Here is a 21,612-nt window from a genome sequence, read left to right as displayed (position 1 = left end):
GGAGCTCAACCGCGGGGTCGCGGTGGCGATGGCCGTCGGTCCCGCGGCCGGCCTCGAGATCGTCGACGGGCTGGCCGCCGAGCCGTCCCTCCGGGCGTACCACCTGCTGCCCGCGGTGCGCGGTGACCTGCTCGCCCGGCTCGGCCGGGACGCCGAGGCGGGGGCCGAGTTCGAGCGCGCGGCGTCGCTGACCCAGAACGCCCGAGAGCGGGAGCTGCTCCTGGATCGCGCCACTCGCGCCAAGTCACGCATCGAGCCGAGTCCGTCACACTGATCGTCCGGGCGCCGCCTTCCGGGGTGCCCGCGGCCAGGCGTGGCGAGCGTCCGAGGGGCGAACCGCGGCCGCAGGACCCCTCGACCAGGAGACACGGAATCCCATGACGATCTCGCTCGACGGGAAGGTGGCGGTGGTGACCGGCAGCGGCCGGGGGATCGGCCGGGCCTACGCCAGGGCACTCGCCGACGCCGGCGCGGCGGTGGTGGTGAACGATGTCGACGCCGACGTCGCCCAGGAGGCGGTGACCTCGATCACCGACGCCGGCGGCCGCGCCGTCGCCGAGGTGGTTCCGGTGGGCACCGCCGAGGCCGCCGACCAGCTCGTCGGGCGCGCCGTCGAGGCCTTCGGGCGGCTCGACATCATGTGCACCAACGCCGGGATCCTCCGCGACCGGGTGCTCTGGAAGATGACCGACGACGACTTCGACTCGGTCATCTCCACCCACCTCCGCGGCACCTTCACCTGCGTCCGCGCCGCGGTGAACCGGATGAGGGAGCAGGGCGAGGGCGGCCGCATCCTCGTGGTCTCCTCGATCGCCGGCCAGCGCGGCAACTTCGGCCAGACCAACTACGCCGCCGCCAAGGCGGGCATCGCCGCGTTCGCGCGCACCTGGGCGATGGAGCTGGCCCGGCTGAACATCACCGCGAACGCGATCGTCCCCAACGCGCTCACCCGGATGGTGGCGAGCATCCCCGGCATGGGCGGGATCGTCGAGGCCGCCGAGAACGGCCAGCCGATCCCCGACACCATCCGCAAGGGCTGGGGGATGGGGCTGCCCGAGGACGTCGCCCCACTGGCGGTGTTCCTCGCCAGCGACCAGGCCGCCGGCATCACCGGCCAGTGCATCGGCATGGGCGGCGACAAGCTGGCCCTCTGGTCGCACCCCAAGGAGATCAGCGTCGCCTATTCCGAGGGCCGCTGGACCCCGGAGGCGATCGCCGAGGCCTGGCAGACCGCGGTCGGACTCCAGCCCGAGACCTACGGGATCAGCTTCCTCCAGAAGCAGTAGTCTCGGTCAGCGGGAGGACTCGATCCAGGTGCTGATCGGCGGCCACGTCTCCACCCGCGGCGGGATCGACCGGGCCGTCGACGTTGCCCTGGGCATCGGCGCGGAGGTCATCCAGACCCACCCGTCACAGCCCCAGACCTGGCGCTCGCTGGTCATCGACGAGGCGACGGCGGAGGCCTTCCGCGAGAAGGCCGCCGCCGCCCGCCTCCGCGGCCACTGGTTCCACGCCGTCTACCTCATCAACCTCGCCACCTCCGACGAGGTGCTGCTCCAGCGCTCGGTCGGCTCGCTGGTCCGCTACATGGACCTGGCGGAACGGCTGGGGGCCGACGGGGTGGTCTTCCACCCCGGCTCCCACAAGGGCGCCGGGTTCGAGCGGATGCTGCCCACCCTCGGCGCGGCGCTCCGCGAGGTGCTGGACCGCAGCTCCTCCCCGGCCCGGCTGCTGGTCGAGAACAGCGCCGGCCAGGGCGGCTGCGTCGGCTGCCGCTTCGAGGAGGTGGGCGCCATCCTCGATGTCGCCGGCGACGACCCGCGGCTCGGCGTCTGCCTCGACACCTGCCACGCGTTCGCCCACGGCTACGACCTCGCCCGCCCGGCCGGCGTCGAGGCCGCGCTCGCCGGGTTCGAGGCCGCGGTCGGCTTCGACCGGCTCGCGCTGGTGCACGCCAACGACTCCCGGGTCGAGCTCGGCGGCATGCGTGACCGCCACGCCAACATCGGCGAGGGCTTCATCGGCACCGCCGGCTTCGGGCTGATGATCAACGACCCCCGGCTGGCCTCGGTGCCGTGGGTGCTCGAGGTGCCCGGCGACGGCCACGGCCCCGACCTCGCCAACGTGAACCGGCTCCGCGAGCTGGCCGGGATGGCGCGGGCGGTGGCCCGGGTGCCGGTGGCCCCGTAGGGGTCTAGCCCCGGTCGCCGGCCCGGGCGCGCAGCTGCTGCTCGGCCTCGCGGAGCTCCGGGGTGAGCTCGGGGCCGAAGTCGTCGGCCTCGAAGAACCCGCGGATCTCGAGCTGGAGCTCCCCGTCGCCGTCGCTCGCGGGCCAGCGCCGAGCCCACTCGATCGCCTCCTCCAGCGACTTCACCTGGAGGATGCAGTAGCCGGCGATCAGCTCCTTGGTCTCGGTGAAGGGGCCGTCGGTCACCGTCGGCGTGCCGTTCGAGAAGGAGACGCGCGCGCCCTTGGAGCTGGGCTGCAGCCCGTCGCCGTCGAGGAGAACGCCGGCGTTGCCGAGCTCCTCCATGTACGCCTGCATCGAGGCGAGGACCTCGGTGCTCGGCATGACGCCGGCCTCGGTCCTGCTGTCGGCCCTGCGAATGATCATGAACCGCATCGTGGTGGTCTCCGTGCTGCCGGTTGGACGCCCGGTGGACCGGGCCCTACCTGGACATCGATCGGGCGACGGCATTTTTCGACATCCCCGGTCAGGCCGCCTGGAAGCGTGACCCGACCGCCAGCACCAGCACCAGGTAGCCCGCCCACGGCAGCGCGCTCAGCATCAGCAGCGAGCCCCGGGTGCGACCGTCGTGGAGCAGTCCGAGGGTGTAGAGGCCGGCGAGCAGGGTGAGGATGCCGTTGACCAGCCCGAGCGGACCGGGGGTCCAGTCGGTGAAGGCGAGGCCGAGGGCGCCGGGGAGGCAGGCCTGGAACGCGGTCGCGCCGAGCACGTTCCCGGCGGCGAGACCGTCGTCGCCGCTGCGCACCCAGAGGACGCTGTTGAACATCTCCGGCAGCTCGGTGGCGACCGGCACCACCACCACCGCGAGCAGCAGCGGCGAGATGTGGAAGGCGTGGCCGGTCTGCTCGACGGCGCGGACGAAGAGCTCGGCGCCCGCGATCAGCATCGCCACCGCGATGCCCAGCTGGACGGCGATCGCCGGCCCCGAGGGGCACTCCGACCGCCGCCTGATGTGGAGCGCCTCGGGCTGCTCGGTGGCGGGGTCGCTGCCGGAGAGGGTGGCGCGGACGTGCCGCGCGTAGAGGAGCACCAGCCCCACCGCGAGCGCGATCCGCACCCCGTGGGGCAGGGCGATGGCGATCAGCAGCACCCCGAAGCCGGCGAGGAAGGTGCCGAGGTCGCGGCGCAGCTGGCCCATGTCGGGATGGAGGTGGGGGTCGCGCCGCCGCGCCGCCACCGCCGCGCCGGTGATCGCCACCCCGAGGGTGAGGAGCAGGAAGGGGGCGCCGACGATCGCCCCCACCGCGACCGCGTCGGCGTCGGCGCCGCCGCGGATGATCGCGACCAGGGGGACGGTGGTCTCGGGCAGCGCCGTCCCCAGGGCGGCGAGCAGGCTGCCGGTGGCGCCGGCGGCGAGCCCGAGGCGGAACCCCGCCCACTCCACCGCGTTGGTGAAGAGCTCGGCGGCGACCACGATCAGGAGGAGGCCGCCGACGAACAGGGCGACCGTGGTCACCGGTGGGCGCTCACGAGGTGAATCGGAAGCCCTCGAGCCGGACCCAGGGCACCAGCACCGCGCTGCCGTCCTCGCCGAGCTCGAGCCGGCGCTCGTCGCTGATCCCGAGCACCCGGCTCAGCGCCTCGACGATCGACTGGGTGAAGCGCAGGTCGCGCACCGCCGCGCCGAGCCGGCCGTCCTCGATCAGGAAGGTGCCCTCGCGGGTCATCCCGGTGATCACCGTGCGCAGCGGGTGGACCACCCGCACGTACCAGAACCGGGTGACGTAGAGGCCGCGGCGCACCCCGGCGACGAGCTCGGGCACCCTCGCCGTGCCCGGGTCCATGACCAGGTGGGTGGCCCAGGGCCCGATCGTGTTCGGCTGGGGCAGGGCGTGTCCGGTGGAGGCGACCCCGTCGTGGAGCGCGGTCGGGGTGTCGTAGACCACGTCGCGGCAGACCCCCTGCTCGATGCAGGTCACCCGGCGGGTGCTCACCCCCTCGTGGTCGAAGGGAAAGGGCCGCGCCAGCGGGTCGGCGGCGTCGTCGCGGATGCCGACGCCGGGGCTCATCAGCCGCTCGCCGGCGCGCATGAAGCTGCGGCGCTCCTGGACGGCGAGGGCGCTGAAGCCGATGTGGGAGAGGTGGGCGACCAGCTCCCGGACGGCGTACGGGGCCAGCACCACCTCGTACTCTCCGGGGTCGGCCGGCCGTGCGCCCTGGTTGCGCTCGGCGGTCTCGATGACCTCGTCCGCGGCCGCGGCGGGATCGAGGTCGCCGGCGTCGACGGCGTGGCGGTCGGCGTACCCCGCCCCCTCGTCGCCCCGGACCACCGCGCTGAGGCCGGCGGCGGTGACCCGCCCGTGGCGGCGGACGCCGCGGCTGTTGACCACGGCGCGCTGGGTCGCCCGGGTGCTGTAGGCGCCGAAGGCCTCGAGCCCCCGCGCCGCCGCCGCGGCGATCACCGTCGCCACCCCCTCGGCACGCTGCTCCGGGGTGGCGCCGGCGGTGGCGTCGCTCCAGCCGCAGGGGCCGTCACCGCCGTCGGGCTCGGCCAGGGGCGCGAGGTCGTCCTGGGCGGGGGCCAGCCGCCGCGCCTCCTCGGCGTTGCGCACCAGCCGCTCGATCGCGTCGGCGCCCCCGCCGCGCAGCTCGGCCACCCCGACCCGGCCGGCCGCGACCAGACGGAGGCGGAGGCTGAGGCCGGTCTCGGCGACGTTCTGGTGGACGGTGTTGCGGGCGAAGCGGGTCAGCGCCAGGTCGTCCTCGGTGACCAGCACCTCGGCCTCGCCGTCGGGCACGGCGGCGAGCACCGCGTCGGCGAGCGCCAGGCACTCGTCGGCGGAGTGGCGCAGCATCAGGCGGGACCGACCCGCACGTCGCGGAAGCGGCAGGGGGCGGCGCCGTGGCCGACGTGCATCACCTGGATCGGCTCGCCCTTGCCGCAGTTCACCACCCCCCACATCCGCCACTCGTCGGGGCCGGCGACGGCGTCGCAGGAGCGCCAGAACTCGGGGGTCGTGCCCGAGTAGAGGGGGTTGCGCACCAGCCGCACCCGGCGGCCGTCGCGGATCTCCCAGCCGTTCTGGCAGCCGAACTGGAAGTTGAGGCGGCGGTCGTCGATGCTCCAGGACCGGTTGGTCTCCAGGTACACGCCGTGCTCGGTGGTGGCGATCATCTCCTCGAGTGACGACCCGCCCGGCTCGAGGTTGATGTTCGTCATCCGGATCAGCGGCAGCCGCGACCAGCCGTCGGCGCGCATCGTGCCGCTGCTCTCCCGGTCGAAGAGCGCGGCGGTCTCGCGGGAGGACATGTAGCCGGTGAAGAGCCCGCGGTCGACGAGCACGGTGCGCTCGGCGGGCACCCCCTCGTCGTCCCAGCCGAAGGTGCCGAGGCCGCGCGGGGAGGTGGCGTCGGCGACGATGGTCACCGCCTCCGAGCCGTAGCGGAAGCTGCCGAGCAGCTCGGGCATGAGGAAGGAGGTGCCGGCGAAGGCCGCCTCGTCGCCGAGCACCCGGTCGAGCTCGGTGGGGTGGCCGCAGGACTCGTGCACCTGCAGGGCGGCCTGGGTGCCGTCGAGGATGAGGGTCATCCGCCCCGCCGGGCAGGGGTCGGCGGTGAGCAGCGCCGCCGCCTCGCCGGCGATCCGCTCGGCGTGGTCGGGGAGGGCCATCTCCTCGATCGCCTCCCAGCCGGCGCAGAGCTGGTGGCGGCCGAAGCTGTTGGGGTGGCTGCGGGTCTGCACCTCGTCGTCGCTGGTCGCGGTGGCGTCCATGCCCCCGCCGGACTCGACGATGGTCTGCTCCAGCCGGGCCCCCTCGCTGCTGGCGAAGAGCCGGTGCTCGCGGACGAACTCGAGCGAGCTGTCGCGCACCGTCACCCGCGGCACCCGGGCCATCGCCGCGTCGGCGGCCAGGAGCACCTCGATCTTGCGCTCGAGCGAGACCGCGAAGGGGTCGACGGCCACCGCGGTGCGGTACTCGCCGGTCGCCGGGGGGAGCGGAGCCAGCCGCACCGGGGCGCTGCGCAGCCGGGCGCCCGCGCGGGCGATGCGGACCGCCCGGCGCACCGCGTCCTCGGCGCCGCGGGCATCGACGCGGTCGAGGCCGGCGAAGCCCCAGGCGCCGCCGACGATGACCCGCACCCCCACGCCCTCGTCGTCGTGGAGGGCGACCCGCGCCACCCGGCCGTTCTTGACCTCGACGGTCTGGACGGTGCGCACCACCACCCGGCAATCGGCGTACGAGGCGCCGGCGACCGCCGCCTCGTCGAGGGCCCGCTCGGCGACATCGTCCATCTTCTTCCTCTGGGCGCTGAGGCGCCCACCGGTCTGGGGGACGGGATGCTACACGCGGCGTCCTCGGCTCAGGCGGTCACCGCCCCCCGCTCGGCGAGCACCCGCTGCTCGACCACGTGCGGGTCGGCGGGACGGCCGAGCAGGTAGCCCTGGGCGCCGTCGCAGCGGAGCCGGCGGAGCACGGCGAGCTGCTCCTCGGTCTCCACCCCCTCGGCGACCACCTCCAGGCCGAGCCCGTGGCCCATGGCGACGATCGCCGCGACCAGCGGGGCGCGGTCCTGGGTGTCGACGATCTCCTGGACGAACGACTTGTCGATCTTCAGCTTGTCGCCGGGGAACTGGCGCAGGCTGGCGAGCATCGAGTAGCCGGTGCCGAAGTCGTCGATGGCGATGCGCACCCCCATCGCCCGCAGCCGGTCGAGGGTCTGGCGGGCGGAGCGCTCCTGCTGCACCGCCACCCGCTCGGTGATCTCGAGCTCCAGGTCGGCGGGCCGGAGGTCGTGGCGGGCGAGCACCTCGGCGACCCGGTCGACCAGCTCGGCGTCCTCGAACTCGGTGCCGCTGAGGTTGACGGCGACCTGGAGCCCGCCGGCGCCGGCCTCGCGCCACGCCCGGGTCTGGGCGCAGGCGGTCTCCAGCACCCAGGCGTCGAGGGCCCCGATCATCCCCGCCTCCTCGGCGAGGGGGATGAAGCGGTCCGGGGGCACCATCCCGAGCACCGGGTGGCGCCAGCGCACCAGCGCCTCGACGCCCACGGTCTCGCCGCTGCGCAGGTCGATCTGCGGCTGATAGACGAGGTGGAGGTCGCCGGCGGTGACCGCGCGGCGGAGGTCGTGCTCGAGCGCGACCCGGTCGAGCGCCGCCTCGCGCATCCGCGGGCTGAAGACGACGTGGCGGCCGCGCCCCTGCGCCTTGGCCGCGTACATGGCGAGGTCGGCGTCGCGGAGCATCTCGTCCGCGCTCAGCCGGCTGGCGTCGCTGATGGCGACGCCGATGCTCACCCCGAGGAAGATCTCCCGCTGCTCGACGATGAACGGCTGGCGCAGCGCGTCGACCAGCCGCTCGGCGACCGGGGCGACGTGGTCGGGCCCGCCGGCGTCCTCGAGGAGGATGGCGAACTCGTCGCCGCCCAGCCGGGCGGCGCTGTCCGAGGCGCGCAGGCAGTCGGTGAGCCGCTTCGCCACGGCGACGAGGAGGTGGTCGCCGGCGGCGTGGCCGAGGCTGTCGTTGACGGTCTTGAAGTTGTCGAGGTCGAGGAGGAGGAGCGCGAAGGGCCGCTGGGTACGGCGCTGGCGGGCGAGGGCGTGGTCGATCCGGTCCTGGAGCAGCAGGCGGTTGGGGAGGCGGGTGAGCGGGTCGTGGAGCGCCTGGTCGCGGAGCTGCTCCTCCAGCCGGACCCGCTCGGTGATGTCCTGGGCGAGCACCAGCACCGCGTCGCGGCCCTCGAAGTCGGTGGCGTGGGCGCTCACCTCCACCTCGATGACCTCGCCGCCGCGCAGCCGGTGGCGCTGCTGCAGCCGGCGGACGTCGCGCTCGGTCGAGGGGTCCCAGTGGCGCACGATCCCACGGGTGTCGGTGATGTCCTCGAGCCGGCTGGTGAGGAACTCGTCGCTGGAGTAGCCGTACTGGGCGACCGCGGCGTCGTTGACGGCGATGAACCCGAGCGAGACCGCGTCGACCACCCACATCGGGTGCGGGTTGGAGGCGAAGAGCACCCGGAAGCTGCGCTCGCTGACCCGCAGCGCCTCGTCGGCGGCGGCGCGCTCGCGCTCGTGGGCGGCGGAGCGGCTGGCGAGGATCATCAGGTTGAGCTGCAGGGCGGCCACCGGCGCAAGGGCGAAGGTGAAGCCCCACGGCCCGAAGTGGTCGCGGAGCACCACGAAGGCGACCGCCGCGTAGCCGTACATCAGGTGATACGGGCAGGCGGAGAGCGCGGCGCGCAGGTGCACCCGGAGCGGCTTGCCGGTGGCGAGGGTCAGCACCCCGGCGATGAGCCCGTAGTTGATGGCGTAGTGGGCCGCCCCGGCGCCGATGCCGGCGAGGCCGTCCCGCACCGCCACCGGGCCCCCGATCGGGAGCAGGGCGTGGTAGGTGGCCCACGCCGTCACCCCGCAGAGCAGGCTGTTGGCGAGGTTGAAGATGCTCCGGAACCAGCCGCTGCGGAAGCGCACCGCCACCGCCACCGTCTCCGCCAGCGAGGCCGCCACCACCCCGAAGGGGCCGGTGGTGATGGCCAGGCCGAGGTGGAGGAAGGAGGTGGCGCTGACGCTCATCCGCAGCGAGCCGATCCGGGTGCTCACCAGCGACATGCCGAGGATGGCGGCGCTCACCAGGGCGACCCCGATCAGGTCGGTGGGTCTGGTCATCAGCCGGGCGGTGACGAGCAGCGCCACCACCCCGACGGCCGACACGTAGGCGACCAGGGGCCGGCTGAAGGTCACCCGGGTCGGCGGCGGCTGCGGCCCCATCACCCGCATCAGGGCGCCGACCAGCCACGGGGCACGGTGAGCCCAGGTCGCATCATCCCTCTGACGCTGCACGCCGGGATCGTATGGGGCATCGCGCGCCGCGCCCGTGCGGGTGCCTCCTTGTCACCCCACGGGAGCAGCCAGGACCGCCCCGCCACCGGGCCGTTACAGGGCCGGCTGGGGGGCGCCGGTGCGCTCCGGTCCGGTGATCGTGGCGGCGACCGTCACCAGGCCGAGGCAGCAGGCCGCGTAGAGGGCGCGGTCCCACCCCAGGAGGGGCACCAGGACGGTGGCGAGCAGGGCGCCCAGGATCATCCCCGTGTACTGCGCCGCCACCAGCGCGGCCCCGGCGCGGCCGAGCACCTCCGGGTCGGCGCGCAGCTGGAGCTCGGTCGAGCCCCAGACCTGGTACATCGAGGCCACCCCCGAGCTGGCGGCGAGGGCGAGCCCCGCGGTCCACAGCCCCTGGCAGAGGGTGAAGACGGCGAGCAGCACGATCTCTGCGAGGGCGCCGGCGACCAGGGTGCTCCTCATCACCCGGATCGCGCCGCGGCGCATCACCAGGGCGCTGGTGAGCACCGAGCCGGCGCCGACCGCGGCGTAGAGGGCCCCCACCCGGTCGGCGCCGCCGAGCCGCTCGGCGGCGGCGAGCACCAGCACCGCCGAGGCGGTGGTGACCGCCAGCGCGCCGCCGAGGTAGGCGCCGGCGAGGGCGCGGAGGTGGCCGTCGCCCCAGACCACCCGTGCCCCGGCGAGCGCCCCGCGCAGCGCGCCGCCGGCCGCCCGGCCTCCCGCGGGCAGCGAGGCGAGGAGCAGTGCGGCGACCGCGAAGCTGGCGACGTCGACGTAGATCAGCACCTCCGGCCGCCCGAAGAGCGCGAGCAGCGGCACCGAGAGCGCCGGCGCCACCATCGTCGACGACGACATCGCCGTGCTCAGCAGGGCGTTGGCGCGGGTCAGCTCGTGCTCGACGACCAGCCGGGGCAGCAGGGCGAGCAGGGCGGGGCGGGCGACCGCCCCGAGCAGCTGCGAGACCGCCACCGCCAGGTAGATCGGCCAGACCATGTGCCGGCCCGCCGACACGATGATCGAGGCCATGAGCAGGCCCTGGAGGGCGGCCACCGCGGCGGCCACCCGCTGGGGCGGGAGCCGGTCGGCGAGCTCGCCACCCATCACCGCCCCGGCCAGCCGGGGCACCACCCGGGCGAGCATGTAGAGCGCCGGAGCCGCGCTCGACCCGGTGAGGTCGAGCAGCAGGACGACGATGGCCACGGTGCTGAACCAGTCGCCGTAGAGGGACAGCGTCGCCGCGGTGATGTAGCGGGGAAAGGGACGCGTGGCCGGGTCCTCCTCCGCTGCCGCCCGGATCAGCCGGCCTGGGGGGTGGCCTCCGGAAGCGGGCGATCGAGCAGCTCGATCGGTGCCTCCTCGGGACGGCGCGTGACCGGGAGCACCAGCGCCCCCGCCGCGACCCCAGCGACCGCCCGGGCCAGGCGGGTCGCCACCGCGGCGGCTCCGGCGGCGTCGACGTCGGGGAGGAGGACGACCAGGCTGCCGTCGGGGGCGCGTCCCACCGTGTCGGTGGAGCGGAGCGCACCCCGCACCGCGGCGCCGATCTCGGCGCCGGGTGCCCACACCCGTACCATCGAGAGCGGACGCGGTGCGCCGGCGGCGAGGTCGGCCTCGGCCTCCGCCTCCGCCCACAGCCGCGTCGCCCGGGCGTCGAGGTTGCGCGCCGCCAGCTGCTCGGTGGGGACCCCGCGCCGTCGGAGCCGTCGCTCGCGATCCTCGTCGCGGCAGACGCGCAGCACCAGCGAGGTGAGCGCCTCCAGCCGGAAGGGCTTGATGATCACCCCGCGCAGCCCCAGCCGCGAGCCCTCCTCCACCTGGTCGGCGTCGGGGACGACGGTGGTGCACCAGACCACCACCGGCCTGCGCTTGCGGTGCAGCTCGTGGAGCACGCGCATGGTCGCGAGGGCGTCGATGCCGGGGCTGCGCGGCTCCACCACCATCAGGTCGGGGCAGTTGTCGATGGAGCGCTGCACCGCCGCGGCGGGAGCGCCGAAGCACTCGACGGTGAAGCCGGCGATGCGCAGGAGGGTGGTGGAGATCAGCTGCATGCTCGCCGAGGCGTCGACCACGAAGGCGGTGCGGGGGCCGATCGCCTGGTCGGGCCGGATCCGCCCGGTGCCCTCGGGGACGACCTCGACGGGAACGGGCACGGCGTCCGCCGCGGCCGCGGCCGGAATCGGGTCCTCGTGCGCCAATGCCTCTCCTCGGGTGCGCGGTGCTCTGAACGGGCGTTCGCGCAGTATCCGCTGTCGAGGGTGACTTGCCAAGGCCCGCTGTGGCCGCTGTCCCCGGCGTGCGCCGCACGCCGGGGACGCCAGCAATCGTTAAGGCCGGCTCCATCAGGCCGCTGCGCCGAGCGGCCGGGCGGGAACATCATCGCGACAGCACCGCCATCCGGCGGTCATCGCTGTGCATCGAGAATCAAGGCGGGTCAGGATTCAGACCCAGCTTCCGTGGATCTCGTGGCCGGTCCAAGTCGCCATCAGAATCACCTCCTTCTCTCAGTCTCCGGAGAGCGCTGTCACGCTCGCCGGGGTGTTCCCCGTCCGCCGGGGAGAGGGTTCACGGGTGCTCTGAAACAACGACGCCGGCCCGGCAATACTTGCGGGTCGCGTGACTCTCAGGTCGCCTCGCGGTCCGAGCTCTCCACCGGGTCCGCCCAGCGGGCGTGACGGCGGCGCGCGAAGTCGAGGCGCACCCGCCCGGTGACGATGCCGCGGAGGGCGCCGCGGGTCGAGGGCAGCAGCAGGGCGATCACCAGGTGGCCGACCACCAGCGGGTACATCGCCTTCATCAGCAGCAGGTGCCAGGTGTCCGCGGACTCGCTGAGGCTGGTGGGCAGGTGGCCACCGCCGAACATCAGCGTCCCGGTGAGGGTCAGCCCGACGGTGGCGGCGGCGGTGAGCACGGTGTTGAGCTTCTGCCCCGCGTTGAAGCGACCCTGCGGCGGCAGCGGGCGGCGGCGCAGTCGCGCCGGCAGCCACACCCGCAGCAGCCAGCGGGCGTCGTCGCGGTCGAACCACTCGACGTCGCGCCACAGCCGTCGCAGCGTGCCCGGGCTGCCGGCGGCGACCAGCAGGAAGAGCCCGCAGAGCGCGACCGCGGCGTCGAGGTGGATGCTGCGCATCAGCTCGCGGCGGTCGAGCACCGGGTTGTCGCCGGGACCGAGGTAGAGCCCGAGGCCGCTGAGCAGCAGGATCAGGAAGAGGAGCGCATAGGTCCAGTGCAGGGTGCGCTCCGCTCTGGTGAACCGTTCCACCAGCCGCGGGCGCGGCTCATCCACGCGCAGGCGGCGGGGTGTAGACGTAGGCGTTGTCGTCCCAGCCGCGCTGCTCCCAGAACCCGAGGTCGTGCACCGGCTTCACCTCGATGCGGCGCAGCCACTTCACGTTCTTGTAGCCGTACATGTCGGGATAGATCAGCCGCAGCGGGGCGCCCTGCTCGCGGATCAGCGGGCGCCCGTTCAGCTCCCAGGCGAGCAGCGCGTGGTCGCTGCGCGCCTGCCCGATGGTGAGGCTGTCGGTGTAGACGCCGTCGCCGGCGTAGAAGGTGATGTGCCGGGCGCCGCCGTTGGGGCGGTTGGCGTCGACGAGGTCGCGCACCCGCACCCCGCGCCAGATGCAGTCGCGCACCCGCCAGCCGGTGACACAGCGGAAGGTGGATCGGATCGCGACGTTGGGAAAGGATCTGAGGTCGGCGAGCCGCAGGGTCATCGACCCGTCGAGCCCGGCCCCGTCGACGGTCAGCCGCCAGGAGCGCTCGGTGAAGCTGGGGATGTCGCCCACCGAGTAGTAGCGGAAGCGCTCCGGCGGGACGATGTTGGGGTGGATCCCCTCCAGCGGCTCGCGGTCGTCGGGGGTCATCGACCCCACCGGCACCGCGGTGGCGACATTGCCCGGGGTGGCGTCGTCACCCGCGTAGGCGAAACGGGTGAGGGCGAGCCCGGCGGTGCCGGCGCCGAGCAGCGCGAGGAAGAGCCGGCGGCCCACCGGCCGCCCGCGGAGCACGTCCTCGGGACCGGGGCTCATGCACTGGTTATACGCCCGGAGGTGTGACCGCGGGATGACGGCGCCCGGTCGCTGCGCCCACACTGGTCGCCGACGCCGCTGGGGACGAGGAGACGCGCCATGGTGCAGGGGCTCACCCGCCGTGAGGTGCTGGCCGCGGGGCTCGTGGGAGGTGCCGCCCTCGGGGCCGCCTCACTGCTCGCCCACCCGCTGATCGAGCGGGCGCTCGCAGCCGCGCCCGCCTGCGGCCGCCTGACCGACATCGAGCACATCGTCATCCTGGTCCAGGAGAACCGCTCCTTCGATCACTGCCTGGGCACGCTGCGCGGGGTGCGTGGGTTCGCCGACCCGGCGGTGCCGGCGCTCGGCGACGGCAGCGGGCTGTCGATCCTCGCCCAGCCCGGCTACCCGGGCGGGGTGCACGGCGGCCATCTGTATCCATTCCGGCTGGACAGCTTCCACAACGGCGAGTGCACCAACGACATCAACCACGGCTGGGGGCCGCAGCACGGCTACTGGAACGGCGGCCGGCTCGACGGCTTCGTGCGCGGGCACATCGCCGTCGACGGCGCCGCCGACGGGCCGCTGACGATGGGCTACTACACCCGCGCCGACCTGCCCCTCCACCACGCGCTCGCCGACGCCTTCACCGTGTGCGACCGCTATCACTGCTCGGTTCTCGGACCCACCGACCCCAACCGCCTCTACACGGTGGCGGCGTCGCTCGACCCGGCAGGCGCCCATGGCGGGCCCGTCCTCAGCACCAGCTCGACCCGGGTCGAGCGCTTCGGCACCCTCACCCACACCACCATGCCCGAGCAGCTGCAGGCGCGGGGCATCGGCTGGAAGGTGTACGCGAGCCCCGACGGCAACTTCGGCGACAACGTGCTGCCGTACTTCCGGAACATCCTCACCAACCCGGTGCTCGCGGCGCGGGCGCTGGTGCCCAGCTTCCCCGGCACCTTCGAGCTCGACTGCGCCGCGGGCACGCTCCCGCAGGTGTCCTGGGTGCTGGCGCCGCTGCTGCAGAGCGAGCATCCGCCGGCGCCGGTCGAGCTCGGCGAGCTCGCCATCGCGCAGGTGCTGAACGCGCTGACGGGCAACCCCGCGCTGTGGGCGAGGACGGTACTTCTGGTCACCTATGACGAGAACGGCGGTTTCTTCGACCACGTGCCACCGCCGGTGCCGCCTCCGGGCACCGCCGGGGAGGCCCTCACCGTGAGCCCGCTCCCGGCCGGCGCCGGCGGCATCGCCGGTCCCATCGGCCTCGGCTTCCGGGTGCCGATGCTGGTGGTCTCGCCCTTCAGCCGCGGCGGCTTCGTCTGCTCCGACGTCTTCGACCACACCTCCCTGCTGCGCCTCATCGAGACCCGCTTCGGCGCCGAGGTGCCCAACCTCACCGCCTGGCGGCGCGGCGCGGTCGGCGACCTCACCACCGCCCTCAACCTCGCCGCCGTCGACCGGTCGGTGCCGGCGCTGCCCCGGCCCTCCGTCCTCGACCCGCGGATCACCACCGGCAGCTGCCTCGTCAGCGCGCCCCTGAGCCTGCTCGGCGGCACCATCCCGGGTCTCGGGGGGCTGACCTCGGCGCTGGTGCAGCGGTACCCGGTGACGGTGAACAGCGCGCCCCCCGCCCAGGAGCCCGGGGTGGCCCGCAGGCCGAGCGGGCCGGTGGCCTGCGCCGCGGCCGGCCCGGGCGCATGATGCTGGGGTGCAGAGGTTCGAGCGGCTCTCCACCGAGGCCAAGCGCGCGCTGAAGCTCGCCTACGACGAGGCCGAGCGCGGCGGCGCCCGCCACCTCGGAACCGAGCACCTGCTGCTCGGGGTGCTCGGCGTCGACGCCTCCCTGGGCGCCACCGCCCTCGCCGGGCTGGGGCTCGACGCCGCCGCCGTCCGCGCCGGCGTCGAGGCGGCCCCGTCCCCGCCCCCGCCGCGCTACCAGACCATCGGGGGGGCGGTGCCCACCACCCGGCTGAAGCGGGCGATCGAGATGGCCTTCGAGGAGGCGGTGCGCACCCACCTCACCGTGGTCACCACCGGCACCATGCTGGTCGGCCTCCTGCTCGAGCCCGACGGCCTCGCCGCCCACCTCCTGCGCGACCGCGGGGTGACCGTCGGGGAGGTCCGCGACGCGCTGACCTGGCTGGCCGAGGCGGGGGCCGCCGAGACCGGCGACTGAGTCGCGTCGCCGCCGAGGCGCGCTGAGCCGCGCCCGCCGCCGGCGGGCTGGAGCTAGATGGCGACCTTGCGGGCCAGCTCCTCGACCTGGCTGGTGCCGGAGTAGTGGCAGGCGGCGAGATGGGCGGGGTCGCCCTTGGGCTCGAACACCGGCTCGACCTCGCGGCAGACCTGCTGGGCGATCGGGCAGCGGGTGTGGAAGCGGCACCCCCTGGGCGGGTCGATCGGCGAGGGCACGTCGCCGCGCAGCAGGATGCGCTCGCGCCTGCGGCGCGGGTCGGCCAGCGGGATGGCGCTGAGCAGCGCCTGGGTGTAGGGGTGCTTGGGCGACCGGTAGAGGTCGGCGGCGGGGGCGAGCTCGACCAGCTTGCCCAGGTACATGACCCCGACGCGGTCGCTGACGTGCTGCACCACCTGCAGGTTGTGGGAGATGAACAGGTAGGTGAGCCCGAGCTCCTCCTGCAGGTCCTTGAGCAGGTTCAGCACCTGGGACTGGATGGAGACGTCGAGAGCCGAGACCGGCTCGTCGGCGACCACGAACCGGGGCCGCAGCACCAGCGCGCGGGCGATGCCGATGCGCTGCCGCTGGCCGCCGCTGAACTCGTGCGGATAGCGGTTGATGTAGTACTTGCGCAGCCCCACCCGCTCGAGCATGTCGCTGACCCGCTGCTCGCGCTCGTCGCGGTCGCGGACCCCCATGTTGCGCAGGCCCTCGCCGATGATGTCGCCCACCGGGAGCCGCGGGTTCAGCGACGCGTAGGGGTCCTGGAAGATGATCTGCATCTCGCCGCGCAGCTTCTTCATGCGGTCGTAGGGCAGGGTGGTGAGCTCCTCGCCATCGAAGCGCAGCGAGCCCTCGGTGGGCTCGAGCAGGCGCAGCATCAGCCGGCCGGTGGTGGTCTTGCCGCAGCCCGATTCGCCGACCAGGCCGACGGTCTCGCCGCGCCGGATGTCGAAGCTGAGGCCGTCGACCGCCTGCACGTAGGCCACCGCCTTGCGGAGCAGCCCGCTGCGGATCGGGAACCACTTCCGCAGGTCGCGGACCTGGTAGATGACGCCGGCGCCGGCCGCGCCCGCGCCGCTGGCGGCGCCGGTCTGGTGGGGGGCGATGGTCATGCCGTCAGCCCCTCCTGGGCGGGGAGCACCTCGTCGGCGAGCGGGCTGCCGGGCTCGAGCCGCATCGGCCCCGTGGAGCGCACCTCGTCCTGCCGGCTGGTGTACAGGTAGCAGGCGACGTCGTGGGAGGGCCCGGTCGAGTCCAGCGCCGGGAAGGCGGTGTCGCAGATGTCCATCCTCTGCGGGCAGCGGGGCGCGAAGGTGCAGCCGGGGGGGAGGTTGAGCGGGTGCGGCACCGTCCCGCGGATGACGTCGAGGCGGCGTCCCAGCTTGTCGGGTGACGGGATCGAGCCCAGCAGCCCCTGGGTGTAGGGGTGCTGGGGGGCGGCGAAGAGCTCCTCGACCTGGGCCCGCTCGACGATCTTGCCGGCGTACATCACCGCCACGTTCTGGGCGACCTCGGCGATCACCCCGAGATCGTGGGTGATCATGATCACCGCCATGTTCTGGGTGCGCTTCAGCTCCTTGATGAGCTCGAGGATCTGTGCCTGGATGGTGACGTCGAGGGCGGTGGTGGGCTCGTCGGCGATCAGCAGCTTCGGTTTGCAGGCCAGCGCCATCGCGATCATCACCCGCTGGCGCATCCCCCCGGACAGCTGGTGCGGATACTCGCGCAGCCGCCGCTCGGGAGACGGGATGCCGACGGTTGTGAAGAGCTCGACCACCCGGTCGTGGGCCTCCTCGCGGCCCACCCCGAGGTGACGCTCGAGGCCCTCGGCGATCTGGTCGCCGACCCGGAACACCGGGTTCAGCGAGGTCATCGGCTCCTGGAAGATCATCGCGATGTCGTTGCCGCGGACGTCCTCCATCTCGTGCTCGGAGATCTCGAGGAGGTTGCGGCCGTTGAAGGTCACCCGGCCCGCGACCGCCCGCCCCGGGCGCGACAGCAGCCGCATCACCGTGAGCGCGGTGATGCTCTTGCCGCACCCCGACTCGCCCACCAGCCCCAGGGTCTCGCCCTGGCGCACGCTGAGGTTGATCCCGTCGACGGCGCGCACCACCCCGTCGTTGGTGAGGAAGTGGGTGCGCAGCCCCTCGATGCTGAGCAGCGGCGGCGGCTCCATCAGCGCTCCAGCGACCGAGGGTCGAAGGCGTCGCGCAGGGCGTCGCCGATGTAGTTGAAGCTGAGCACGGTGATGAGGATCATGAACCCCGGCCAGAGCGAGTAGAAGATGCCGCTGGGGTTGCTGAGCTTGTCGCGGCCCTCGTTGAGCAGGCTGCCCCAGGTGGCGGTGGGCGGGTTGATGCCCAGCCCCAGGAAGGAGAGCGCCGACTCGAGCAGGACGGCGGCGCCGATGGTCAGCGAGGCGGAGACCACGATCGGCCCCAGCGCGTTGGGGATGAGGTGGCGGCTGATGATCCGCAGCCGCGGCGTGCCCACCGCCCGCGCCGCCTCGACGAACTCCTTCTCGCGGACGCTGAGCACCACCGAGCGCACGATGCGGGCGGTGGCCGGCCAGCCGATCAGGGCGATGCCGACCACGATCGTGAGCACGCTCTGCCCCCGCCACTTGGCGAACATCACCAGGATGAGGATCGAGGGGATGCTGAGCACGGCGTTGGTGAGCGCGGTCACCGCGCTGTCGATGATGCCGCCGAAGAACCCGCTGAGCGCCCCCAGGACGGTGGCGATGGTGATCGTGAGCAGCATCGCCGTCACCCCCACCAGCAGCGAGATGCGGCCCCCGGTGAGGTTGCGGAGCAGCAGGTCGCGACCGGTGTCGTCGGTGCCGAGGATGTGGTGGATGCTGGTGAAGGGGGCGAGGTTGGTGATGGTCAGATCGACCCTCTCGGCGGGCAGGAAGAAGGGGCCGACGTAGCAGGCGAGGGCGAGCACCACCAGCACGACCGCGCCCACCAGCGCCACCCGGCGGCTGCAGAAGCGCCGCCACACCAGCCGGTAGTAGCCGATCTCCTTGGTGGTCTCGAAGTCGACGGCGGCGGCATCGGCGGCGCCTCCCGGGGTGAGGATGGTGTTGGTGGTGGTCATCCCCGGGTGCGCTCGTAGCTGATCCGCGGGTCGGCCCAGGTGTAGGCGATGTCCGCGAGCAGGTTGAAGACGATCACCATGGTGCTGAGAATCAGCAGGATGCCGAGCAGCGTGGAGTAGTCGTTGCCGTCGGCGGCGATGACGAAGAGCTGGCCCATCCCCGGCCAGCTGAAGACGAACTCGGTGATCACCGCGCCCACGAAGAGGGTGGGGATGTCGAGCCCGAGCAGGGTGATGAACGGCAGCAGCGAGTTGCGGAAGGCGTGGCGGATCACCACCCGCTGGTTGGCCAGCCCCTTGGCCCGGGCGGTGCGCACGTAGTCCTGGTTGAGGGTCTCGAGCATCGAGCTCCGGATGAAGCGCGCGTAGCCGGCGATCGACTGCACCGCGAGCACCATCACCGGCAGGCTGAGGTGCCAGACCAGGTCGAGGAAGCCGGTCTGCTCACCGGTGTGCTGGCCGCTGGCCGGGAAGATGGTGCCGAACCCGTGCTGGTAGGGCAGGTCGGCGAGCAGGTAGATGAGGATCGAGCCGAACCAGTAGTTGGGCAGCGAGATGCCCAGGAACGACAGGCTGGTCACCGCGTTGTCGAGCTTGCTGTACTGCTTGACGGCGCTGATGATGCCGACCGGCACCGCGATCAGCAGGGTGAGGATGTACGAGGTGATCATCAGCTCGGCGGTCGCCGGCATCCGCACCCTGATGGCGTCGAAGACCTGGGAGTGGAGCGGGATCGACTCCCCCAGGTCGGGCGGCTGGGGGGCGTGGGGCGGGAACCCCCACCAGGTCCAGAGCGGCTTGAGGAGGTTCTTGAGGAAGGTCCAGTACTGGACGAAGAAGGGCTGGTCGGCACCGAAGCGGTGGATGATCGCCAGCTTGGCGGCGAGCGGCTGGTTGGGCCGGTTGATCAGCGCCGCGTAGGGCTTCTCGGGAAGCAGCCACAGGAAGCCGTAGACGACGAAGGTGATGACCAGGACCGTGAGGGCGCCGAGCGCCAGGCGCTTGACGATGTACTTCCACATTGCCGGCGAGCCAACCCTCGGAGCCTGAGCACGAACGTCTGTTTCTGGTGGCCCCCGCCCCCGGCTCCCCACGCCGGGCCGGGCCGAGTATAGCAACGGCCTTCCGGAGGCCCCCATGTACTGGGTGAACGAACCGCGGTCCGGATATCTGTCGGCCCGGGGGAACCCGGGGCGCCCACGGCGGGCGCCCCGGGGCCGGAGACGCGGGGTCAGCCCTGGCAGTTCCCCGCGTCGCAGTACCAGTCGTACATGTTGAAGGTCCAGACCACGTCGTTCGGCTGGACCCCGTGGAGCCGGGTGGTCTCGCTGTTCACCACCACCTGCTGGTAGAGCGGGATCTCGGGCAGGTCCTTGGCGAGCTGCGCCTCGATCTGCTTGTAGGCCTTGGCGCGCTGGCTCAGGTCGACGGTGGCGCGGGCCTGGTCGAAGAGCTTGTCGACGGTGGGGTTGTTCTCGCCGGTGTCGTTCTGGCCGACGCCGTTGTTCGCCGTCGACGGGACCTGGTTGAACTCCGGGCAGCTGCCGCCGCAGTCGGCGTGGTAGCCCGGGTACCAGCTGTCCGGCTCGGCCGGCGAGGACATCGTGTTGGTGTACATCGCCAGCTGGAACTGGTGGGTGTAGAGCAGGCCGCCGTCGGCGAAGTTGCCGAAGAGCTTGCCCGACTTGACGTCGCTGAGGTTGGTGTAGATGCCCACCTTCTGCAGGTCGGCCTGGACGGCGATCTGGGCGTTCTGGCGGGCGGTGTTGCCGGAGGTGGTGACGAAGCTGAGATCCATGCACCGGCCCGAGGAGTCGGCGCGGCCGAGGCCGCCGTGGCAGCTCGGGTTCAGCTTGTAGCCGGCGTCCTCGAGGATCTTGATCGCGCCCGCCGGGTCGTAGCCGGTGGTCGGGTCCTCGCTCGGGGTGGTGCGGATGAACTCCGCCCCCAGGTAGATCCAGGAGTCCTGCGGCACCACGGTCTCGCCGGCGGCGATGCTCTTCACGATCAGGTCACGGTTGATCGCCTTGATCATCGCCTGGCGCACCTTGATGTCCGCGGTGAACGGGCTCTTGGTGGCCTGGTCGCCGCACAGTCCCTTGGCGTTGTCGCAGAGGTTGAAGTCGATCTTCTCCGCGCCCGACTCGGGGATGGTCTGGACTCGCAGCTTGCCGTTCTTGGCGGTGTCGTTGAGGTCCTTGAGCAGGGCGAGCCGGTAGTCCATGCCGAACTGGATCTCACCCGCCCGCGCCTGGTCGAGCTGCGCCTTGGTGTCCGAGACGATCTTCATGATGATCTTGTCGAGGTGGGGCTGGTGCTTGGTGTCCCAGTACTTCTTGTTCCGCACCAGGATGATGTCCTTGCCCGGCTCGTACTTCTGGAAGACGTACGGCCCGGTGCCGTCGATCATCTTGTCGAGGGTCTCGGTGCCGGTGTAGGCGTCGGTGTTGCCCGAGCCGAGGGTCAGGTTGACCGTCTGCGGCGTCTTCTCCAGGTCGGCGCCCGCCCCGCCGGCGCCGTTGAAGGCGTTCTGGAGGAGCTTGGACGGCAGGATGCCGTACACGCCGGTGGCCTGGCTCAGGTAGCCGCCGTAGGTGGACCGGTAGCTCACCACCGCCTGCAGCTTGTTGCTGTCGTCGCAGCCGATGGTCTCCTGCCAGCCGGTGGGGTTCTGCACGTTGGTGGGGTTCTTGGTCTGGTACTTCTGCCAGAAGAACGCGAAGGTGTCGCACACGTCCTTCGACGAGAAGGTGGTGCCGTCGTGCCAGAGCACGCCGTCGCGGAGCTTCCAGGTGACGCACATCTTCGGCGTCTGCTCCTTGCCCCCGAAGGTGACGTTCTTGCACCCGGAGGTCTTGACGTCGCCGTTGGCGGTGGTGGGCACCTCGGTGGCCAGGTCGGGCCGCCAGAAGTCGGCGAGGGTCTTGGCGTTCTGGGTCTCGTCCTTCGACCGGTACCAGAGCAGCCCCTCGACGATCGGAGCGTCGACCGCGTACGAGTAGGTCATGGAGTCGACGATGCCCGCCGCCAGGAAGGAGGTGGGCTCCTGGAGCACGCCCACGGTGAGGGTGCCGCCGTTCACCGCCCCGGTCTGGGTGGGCTCCCCGGTGGGCGTGGTGCCGCCCCCGCCGCTTCCGCAGGCGGCGAGCACCGCCAGCGCGCCCACCCCCAGGACGCCGGCGATTCTCTGTCCCATCCGTGTCCGCTTCATGGACTCCTCCTGGCATGCGCCCACACATCTCACTGGGGGCCCGTCTCTCCCCACCCGCCCGGCGCCATTCTGGAGGGGCGGCGGCAGC

At 72.8% G+C, this 21,612-nt stretch carries 19 protein-coding genes; 5 read left to right on the top strand and 14 right to left on the bottom strand.

From position 1 onward, the window contains the following. The 3 genes from VGL20_18285 to VGL20_18275 all read left to right on the top strand — a co-directional run. A partial coding sequence (locus VGL20_18285; protein HEY2705635.1) for an RNA polymerase subunit sigma-24 occupies positions 1 to 274 on the top strand: 274 nt, incomplete at its 5' end. A gap of 103 nt (positions 275 to 377) precedes the next feature. After that, complete coding sequence (locus VGL20_18280; protein ID HEY2705634.1) at positions 378 to 1,286, top strand: SDR family NAD(P)-dependent oxidoreductase; 909 nt, start codon at positions 378 to 380, stop codon at positions 1,284 to 1,286. Positions 1,287 to 1,314: 28 nt separating this feature from the next. Next, positions 1,315 to 2,190 carry a deoxyribonuclease IV gene (locus tag VGL20_18275; GenBank protein HEY2705633.1) on the top strand — a complete coding sequence of 292 codons (876 nt, stop codon included), beginning with the start codon at positions 1,315 to 1,317 and terminating at the stop codon, positions 2,188 to 2,190. A gap of 4 nt (positions 2,191 to 2,194) precedes the next feature. Here the strand turns inward: VGL20_18275 and VGL20_18270 are convergent, their stop codons facing one another. The 9 genes from VGL20_18270 to VGL20_18230 all read right to left on the bottom strand — a co-directional run bounded on the left by VGL20_18270 (position 2,195) and on the right by VGL20_18230 (position 13,050). Then, positions 2,195 to 2,623 carry a YciI family protein gene (locus tag VGL20_18270; protein HEY2705632.1) on the bottom strand — a complete coding sequence of 143 codons (429 nt, stop codon included), beginning with the start codon at positions 2,621 to 2,623 and terminating at the stop codon, positions 2,195 to 2,197. A 91-nt stretch (positions 2,624 to 2,714) separates the two neighbouring features. Then, entirely contained in the window at positions 2,715 to 3,704 is a 990-nt protein-coding gene (locus VGL20_18265) for a sodium:calcium antiporter (GenBank protein ID HEY2705631.1), read from the bottom strand. A 10-nt stretch (positions 3,705 to 3,714) separates the two neighbouring features. After that, positions 3,715 to 5,043 carry a metallopeptidase TldD-related protein gene (locus VGL20_18260; protein HEY2705630.1) on the bottom strand — a complete coding sequence of 443 codons (1,329 nt, stop codon included), beginning with the start codon at positions 5,041 to 5,043 and terminating at the stop codon, positions 3,715 to 3,717. Beyond that, positions 5,043 to 6,482, bottom strand: coding sequence for a TldD/PmbA family protein (locus VGL20_18255; GenBank protein HEY2705629.1), 1,440 nt, complete (start codon positions 6,480 to 6,482; stop codon positions 5,043 to 5,045). The genes VGL20_18260 and VGL20_18255 overlap by 1 nt, the downstream gene beginning before the upstream one ends. 68 nt (positions 6,483 to 6,550) lie before the next feature. Beyond that, positions 6,551 to 9,022 carry an EAL domain-containing protein gene (locus VGL20_18250; protein ID HEY2705628.1) on the bottom strand — a complete coding sequence of 824 codons (2,472 nt, stop codon included), beginning with the start codon at positions 9,020 to 9,022 and terminating at the stop codon, positions 6,551 to 6,553. A 93-nt stretch (positions 9,023 to 9,115) separates the two neighbouring features. Next, a complete protein-coding gene (locus VGL20_18245; GenBank protein HEY2705627.1) occupies positions 9,116 to 10,222 on the bottom strand; it encodes a hypothetical protein in 1,107 nt (368 codons plus the stop codon). A 95-nt stretch (positions 10,223 to 10,317) separates the two neighbouring features. Next, entirely contained in the window at positions 10,318 to 11,217 is a 900-nt protein-coding gene (locus VGL20_18240) for a response regulator (GenBank protein HEY2705626.1), read from the bottom strand. Positions 11,218 to 11,642: 425 nt separating this feature from the next. Further along, the gene (locus VGL20_18235; protein ID HEY2705625.1) at positions 11,643 to 12,305 is read right to left on the bottom strand and encodes a cytochrome b/b6 domain-containing protein; all 663 of its coding nucleotides are present in this window, start codon (positions 12,303 to 12,305) and stop codon (positions 11,643 to 11,645) included. Beyond that, positions 12,298 to 13,050, bottom strand: a complete 753-nt coding sequence (locus VGL20_18230) for a molybdopterin-dependent oxidoreductase (protein HEY2705624.1) — start codon at positions 13,048 to 13,050, stop codon at positions 12,298 to 12,300. The genes VGL20_18235 and VGL20_18230 overlap by 8 nt, the downstream gene beginning before the upstream one ends. Positions 13,051 to 13,149: 99 nt before the next feature. On the opposite strand from VGL20_18230, the gene VGL20_18225 reads away from it, so the two are divergent. Both VGL20_18225 and VGL20_18220 read left to right on the top strand, forming a co-directional pair. Beyond that, complete coding sequence (locus VGL20_18225) at positions 13,150 to 14,733, top strand: alkaline phosphatase family protein (GenBank protein HEY2705623.1); 1,584 nt, start codon at positions 13,150 to 13,152, stop codon at positions 14,731 to 14,733. A 7-nt stretch (positions 14,734 to 14,740) separates the two neighbouring features. Next, positions 14,741 to 15,208: a Clp protease N-terminal domain-containing protein gene (locus VGL20_18220; GenBank protein ID HEY2705622.1), complete on the top strand. Its 468-nt coding sequence runs from the start codon at positions 14,741 to 14,743 to the stop codon at positions 15,206 to 15,208. A 53-nt stretch (positions 15,209 to 15,261) separates the two neighbouring features. Here the strand turns inward: VGL20_18220 and VGL20_18215 are convergent, their stop codons facing one another. From VGL20_18215 to VGL20_18195, 5 genes are all read right to left on the bottom strand, one after another. Then, positions 15,262 to 16,323, bottom strand: a complete 1,062-nt coding sequence (locus VGL20_18215; GenBank protein ID HEY2705621.1) for a dipeptide ABC transporter ATP-binding protein — start codon at positions 16,321 to 16,323, stop codon at positions 15,262 to 15,264. Continuing rightward, positions 16,320 to 17,387, bottom strand: coding sequence for an ABC transporter ATP-binding protein (locus tag VGL20_18210; protein ID HEY2705620.1), 1,068 nt, complete (start codon positions 17,385 to 17,387; stop codon positions 16,320 to 16,322). The genes VGL20_18215 and VGL20_18210 overlap by 4 nt, the downstream gene beginning before the upstream one ends. Beyond that, positions 17,387 to 18,313 carry an ABC transporter permease gene (locus VGL20_18205; protein HEY2705619.1) on the bottom strand — a complete coding sequence of 309 codons (927 nt, stop codon included), beginning with the start codon at positions 18,311 to 18,313 and terminating at the stop codon, positions 17,387 to 17,389. The genes VGL20_18210 and VGL20_18205 overlap by 1 nt, the downstream gene beginning before the upstream one ends. Continuing rightward, entirely contained in the window at positions 18,310 to 19,335 is a 1,026-nt protein-coding gene (locus VGL20_18200; GenBank protein ID HEY2705618.1) for an ABC transporter permease, read from the bottom strand. Before VGL20_18200 ends, VGL20_18205 begins: the two co-directional genes overlap by 4 nt. A gap of 209 nt (positions 19,336 to 19,544) precedes the next feature. Then, positions 19,545 to 21,509: a peptide ABC transporter substrate-binding protein gene (locus VGL20_18195; protein ID HEY2705617.1), complete on the bottom strand. Its 1,965-nt coding sequence runs from the start codon at positions 21,507 to 21,509 to the stop codon at positions 19,545 to 19,547. Between the last annotated feature and the right edge of the window lie 103 nt (positions 21,510 to 21,612).

This window comes from Candidatus Dormiibacterota bacterium, assembly GCA_036495095.1.
GTDB lineage: Bacteria > Chloroflexota > Dormibacteria > Aeolococcales > Aeolococcaceae > CF-96.
The sequence above is the reverse complement of the archived record's forward strand: the minus strand, read 5'-3'. Positions and strand labels throughout refer to the sequence as shown.

Bases quoted from the DNA above. Each gene is read 5' to 3' on its own strand.
- VGL20_18280 (HEY2705634.1), top strand. From the start codon at position 378: ATGACGATCTCGCTCGACGGGAAGGTGGCGGTGGTGACCGGCAGCGGC.
- VGL20_18270 (HEY2705632.1), bottom strand. From the start codon at position 2,623: ATGCGGTTCATGATCATTCGCAGGGCCGACAGCAGGACCGAGGCCGGC.
- VGL20_18260 (HEY2705630.1), bottom strand. From the start codon at position 5,043: ATGCTGCGCCACTCCGCCGACGAGTGCCTGGCGCTCGCCGACGCGGTG.
- VGL20_18255 (HEY2705629.1), bottom strand. From the start codon at position 6,482: ATGGACGATGTCGCCGAGCGGGCCCTCGACGAGGCGGCGGTCGCCGGC.
- VGL20_18230 (HEY2705624.1), bottom strand. From the start codon at position 13,050: ATGAGCCCCGGTCCCGAGGACGTGCTCCGCGGGCGGCCGGTGGGCCGC.
- VGL20_18225 (HEY2705623.1), top strand. From the start codon at position 13,150: ATGGTGCAGGGGCTCACCCGCCGTGAGGTGCTGGCCGCGGGGCTCGTG.
- VGL20_18215 (HEY2705621.1), bottom strand. From the start codon at position 16,323: ATGACCATCGCCCCCCACCAGACCGGCGCCGCCAGCGGCGCGGGCGCG.
- VGL20_18210 (HEY2705620.1), bottom strand. From the start codon at position 17,387: ATGGAGCCGCCGCCGCTGCTCAGCATCGAGGGGCTGCGCACCCACTTC.
- VGL20_18205 (HEY2705619.1), bottom strand. From the start codon at position 18,313: ATGACCACCACCAACACCATCCTCACCCCGGGAGGCGCCGCCGATGCC.
- VGL20_18200 (HEY2705618.1), bottom strand. From the start codon at position 19,335: ATGTGGAAGTACATCGTCAAGCGCCTGGCGCTCGGCGCCCTCACGGTC.
- VGL20_18195 (HEY2705617.1), bottom strand. From the start codon at position 21,509: ATGGGACAGAGAATCGCCGGCGTCCTGGGGGTGGGCGCGCTGGCGGTG.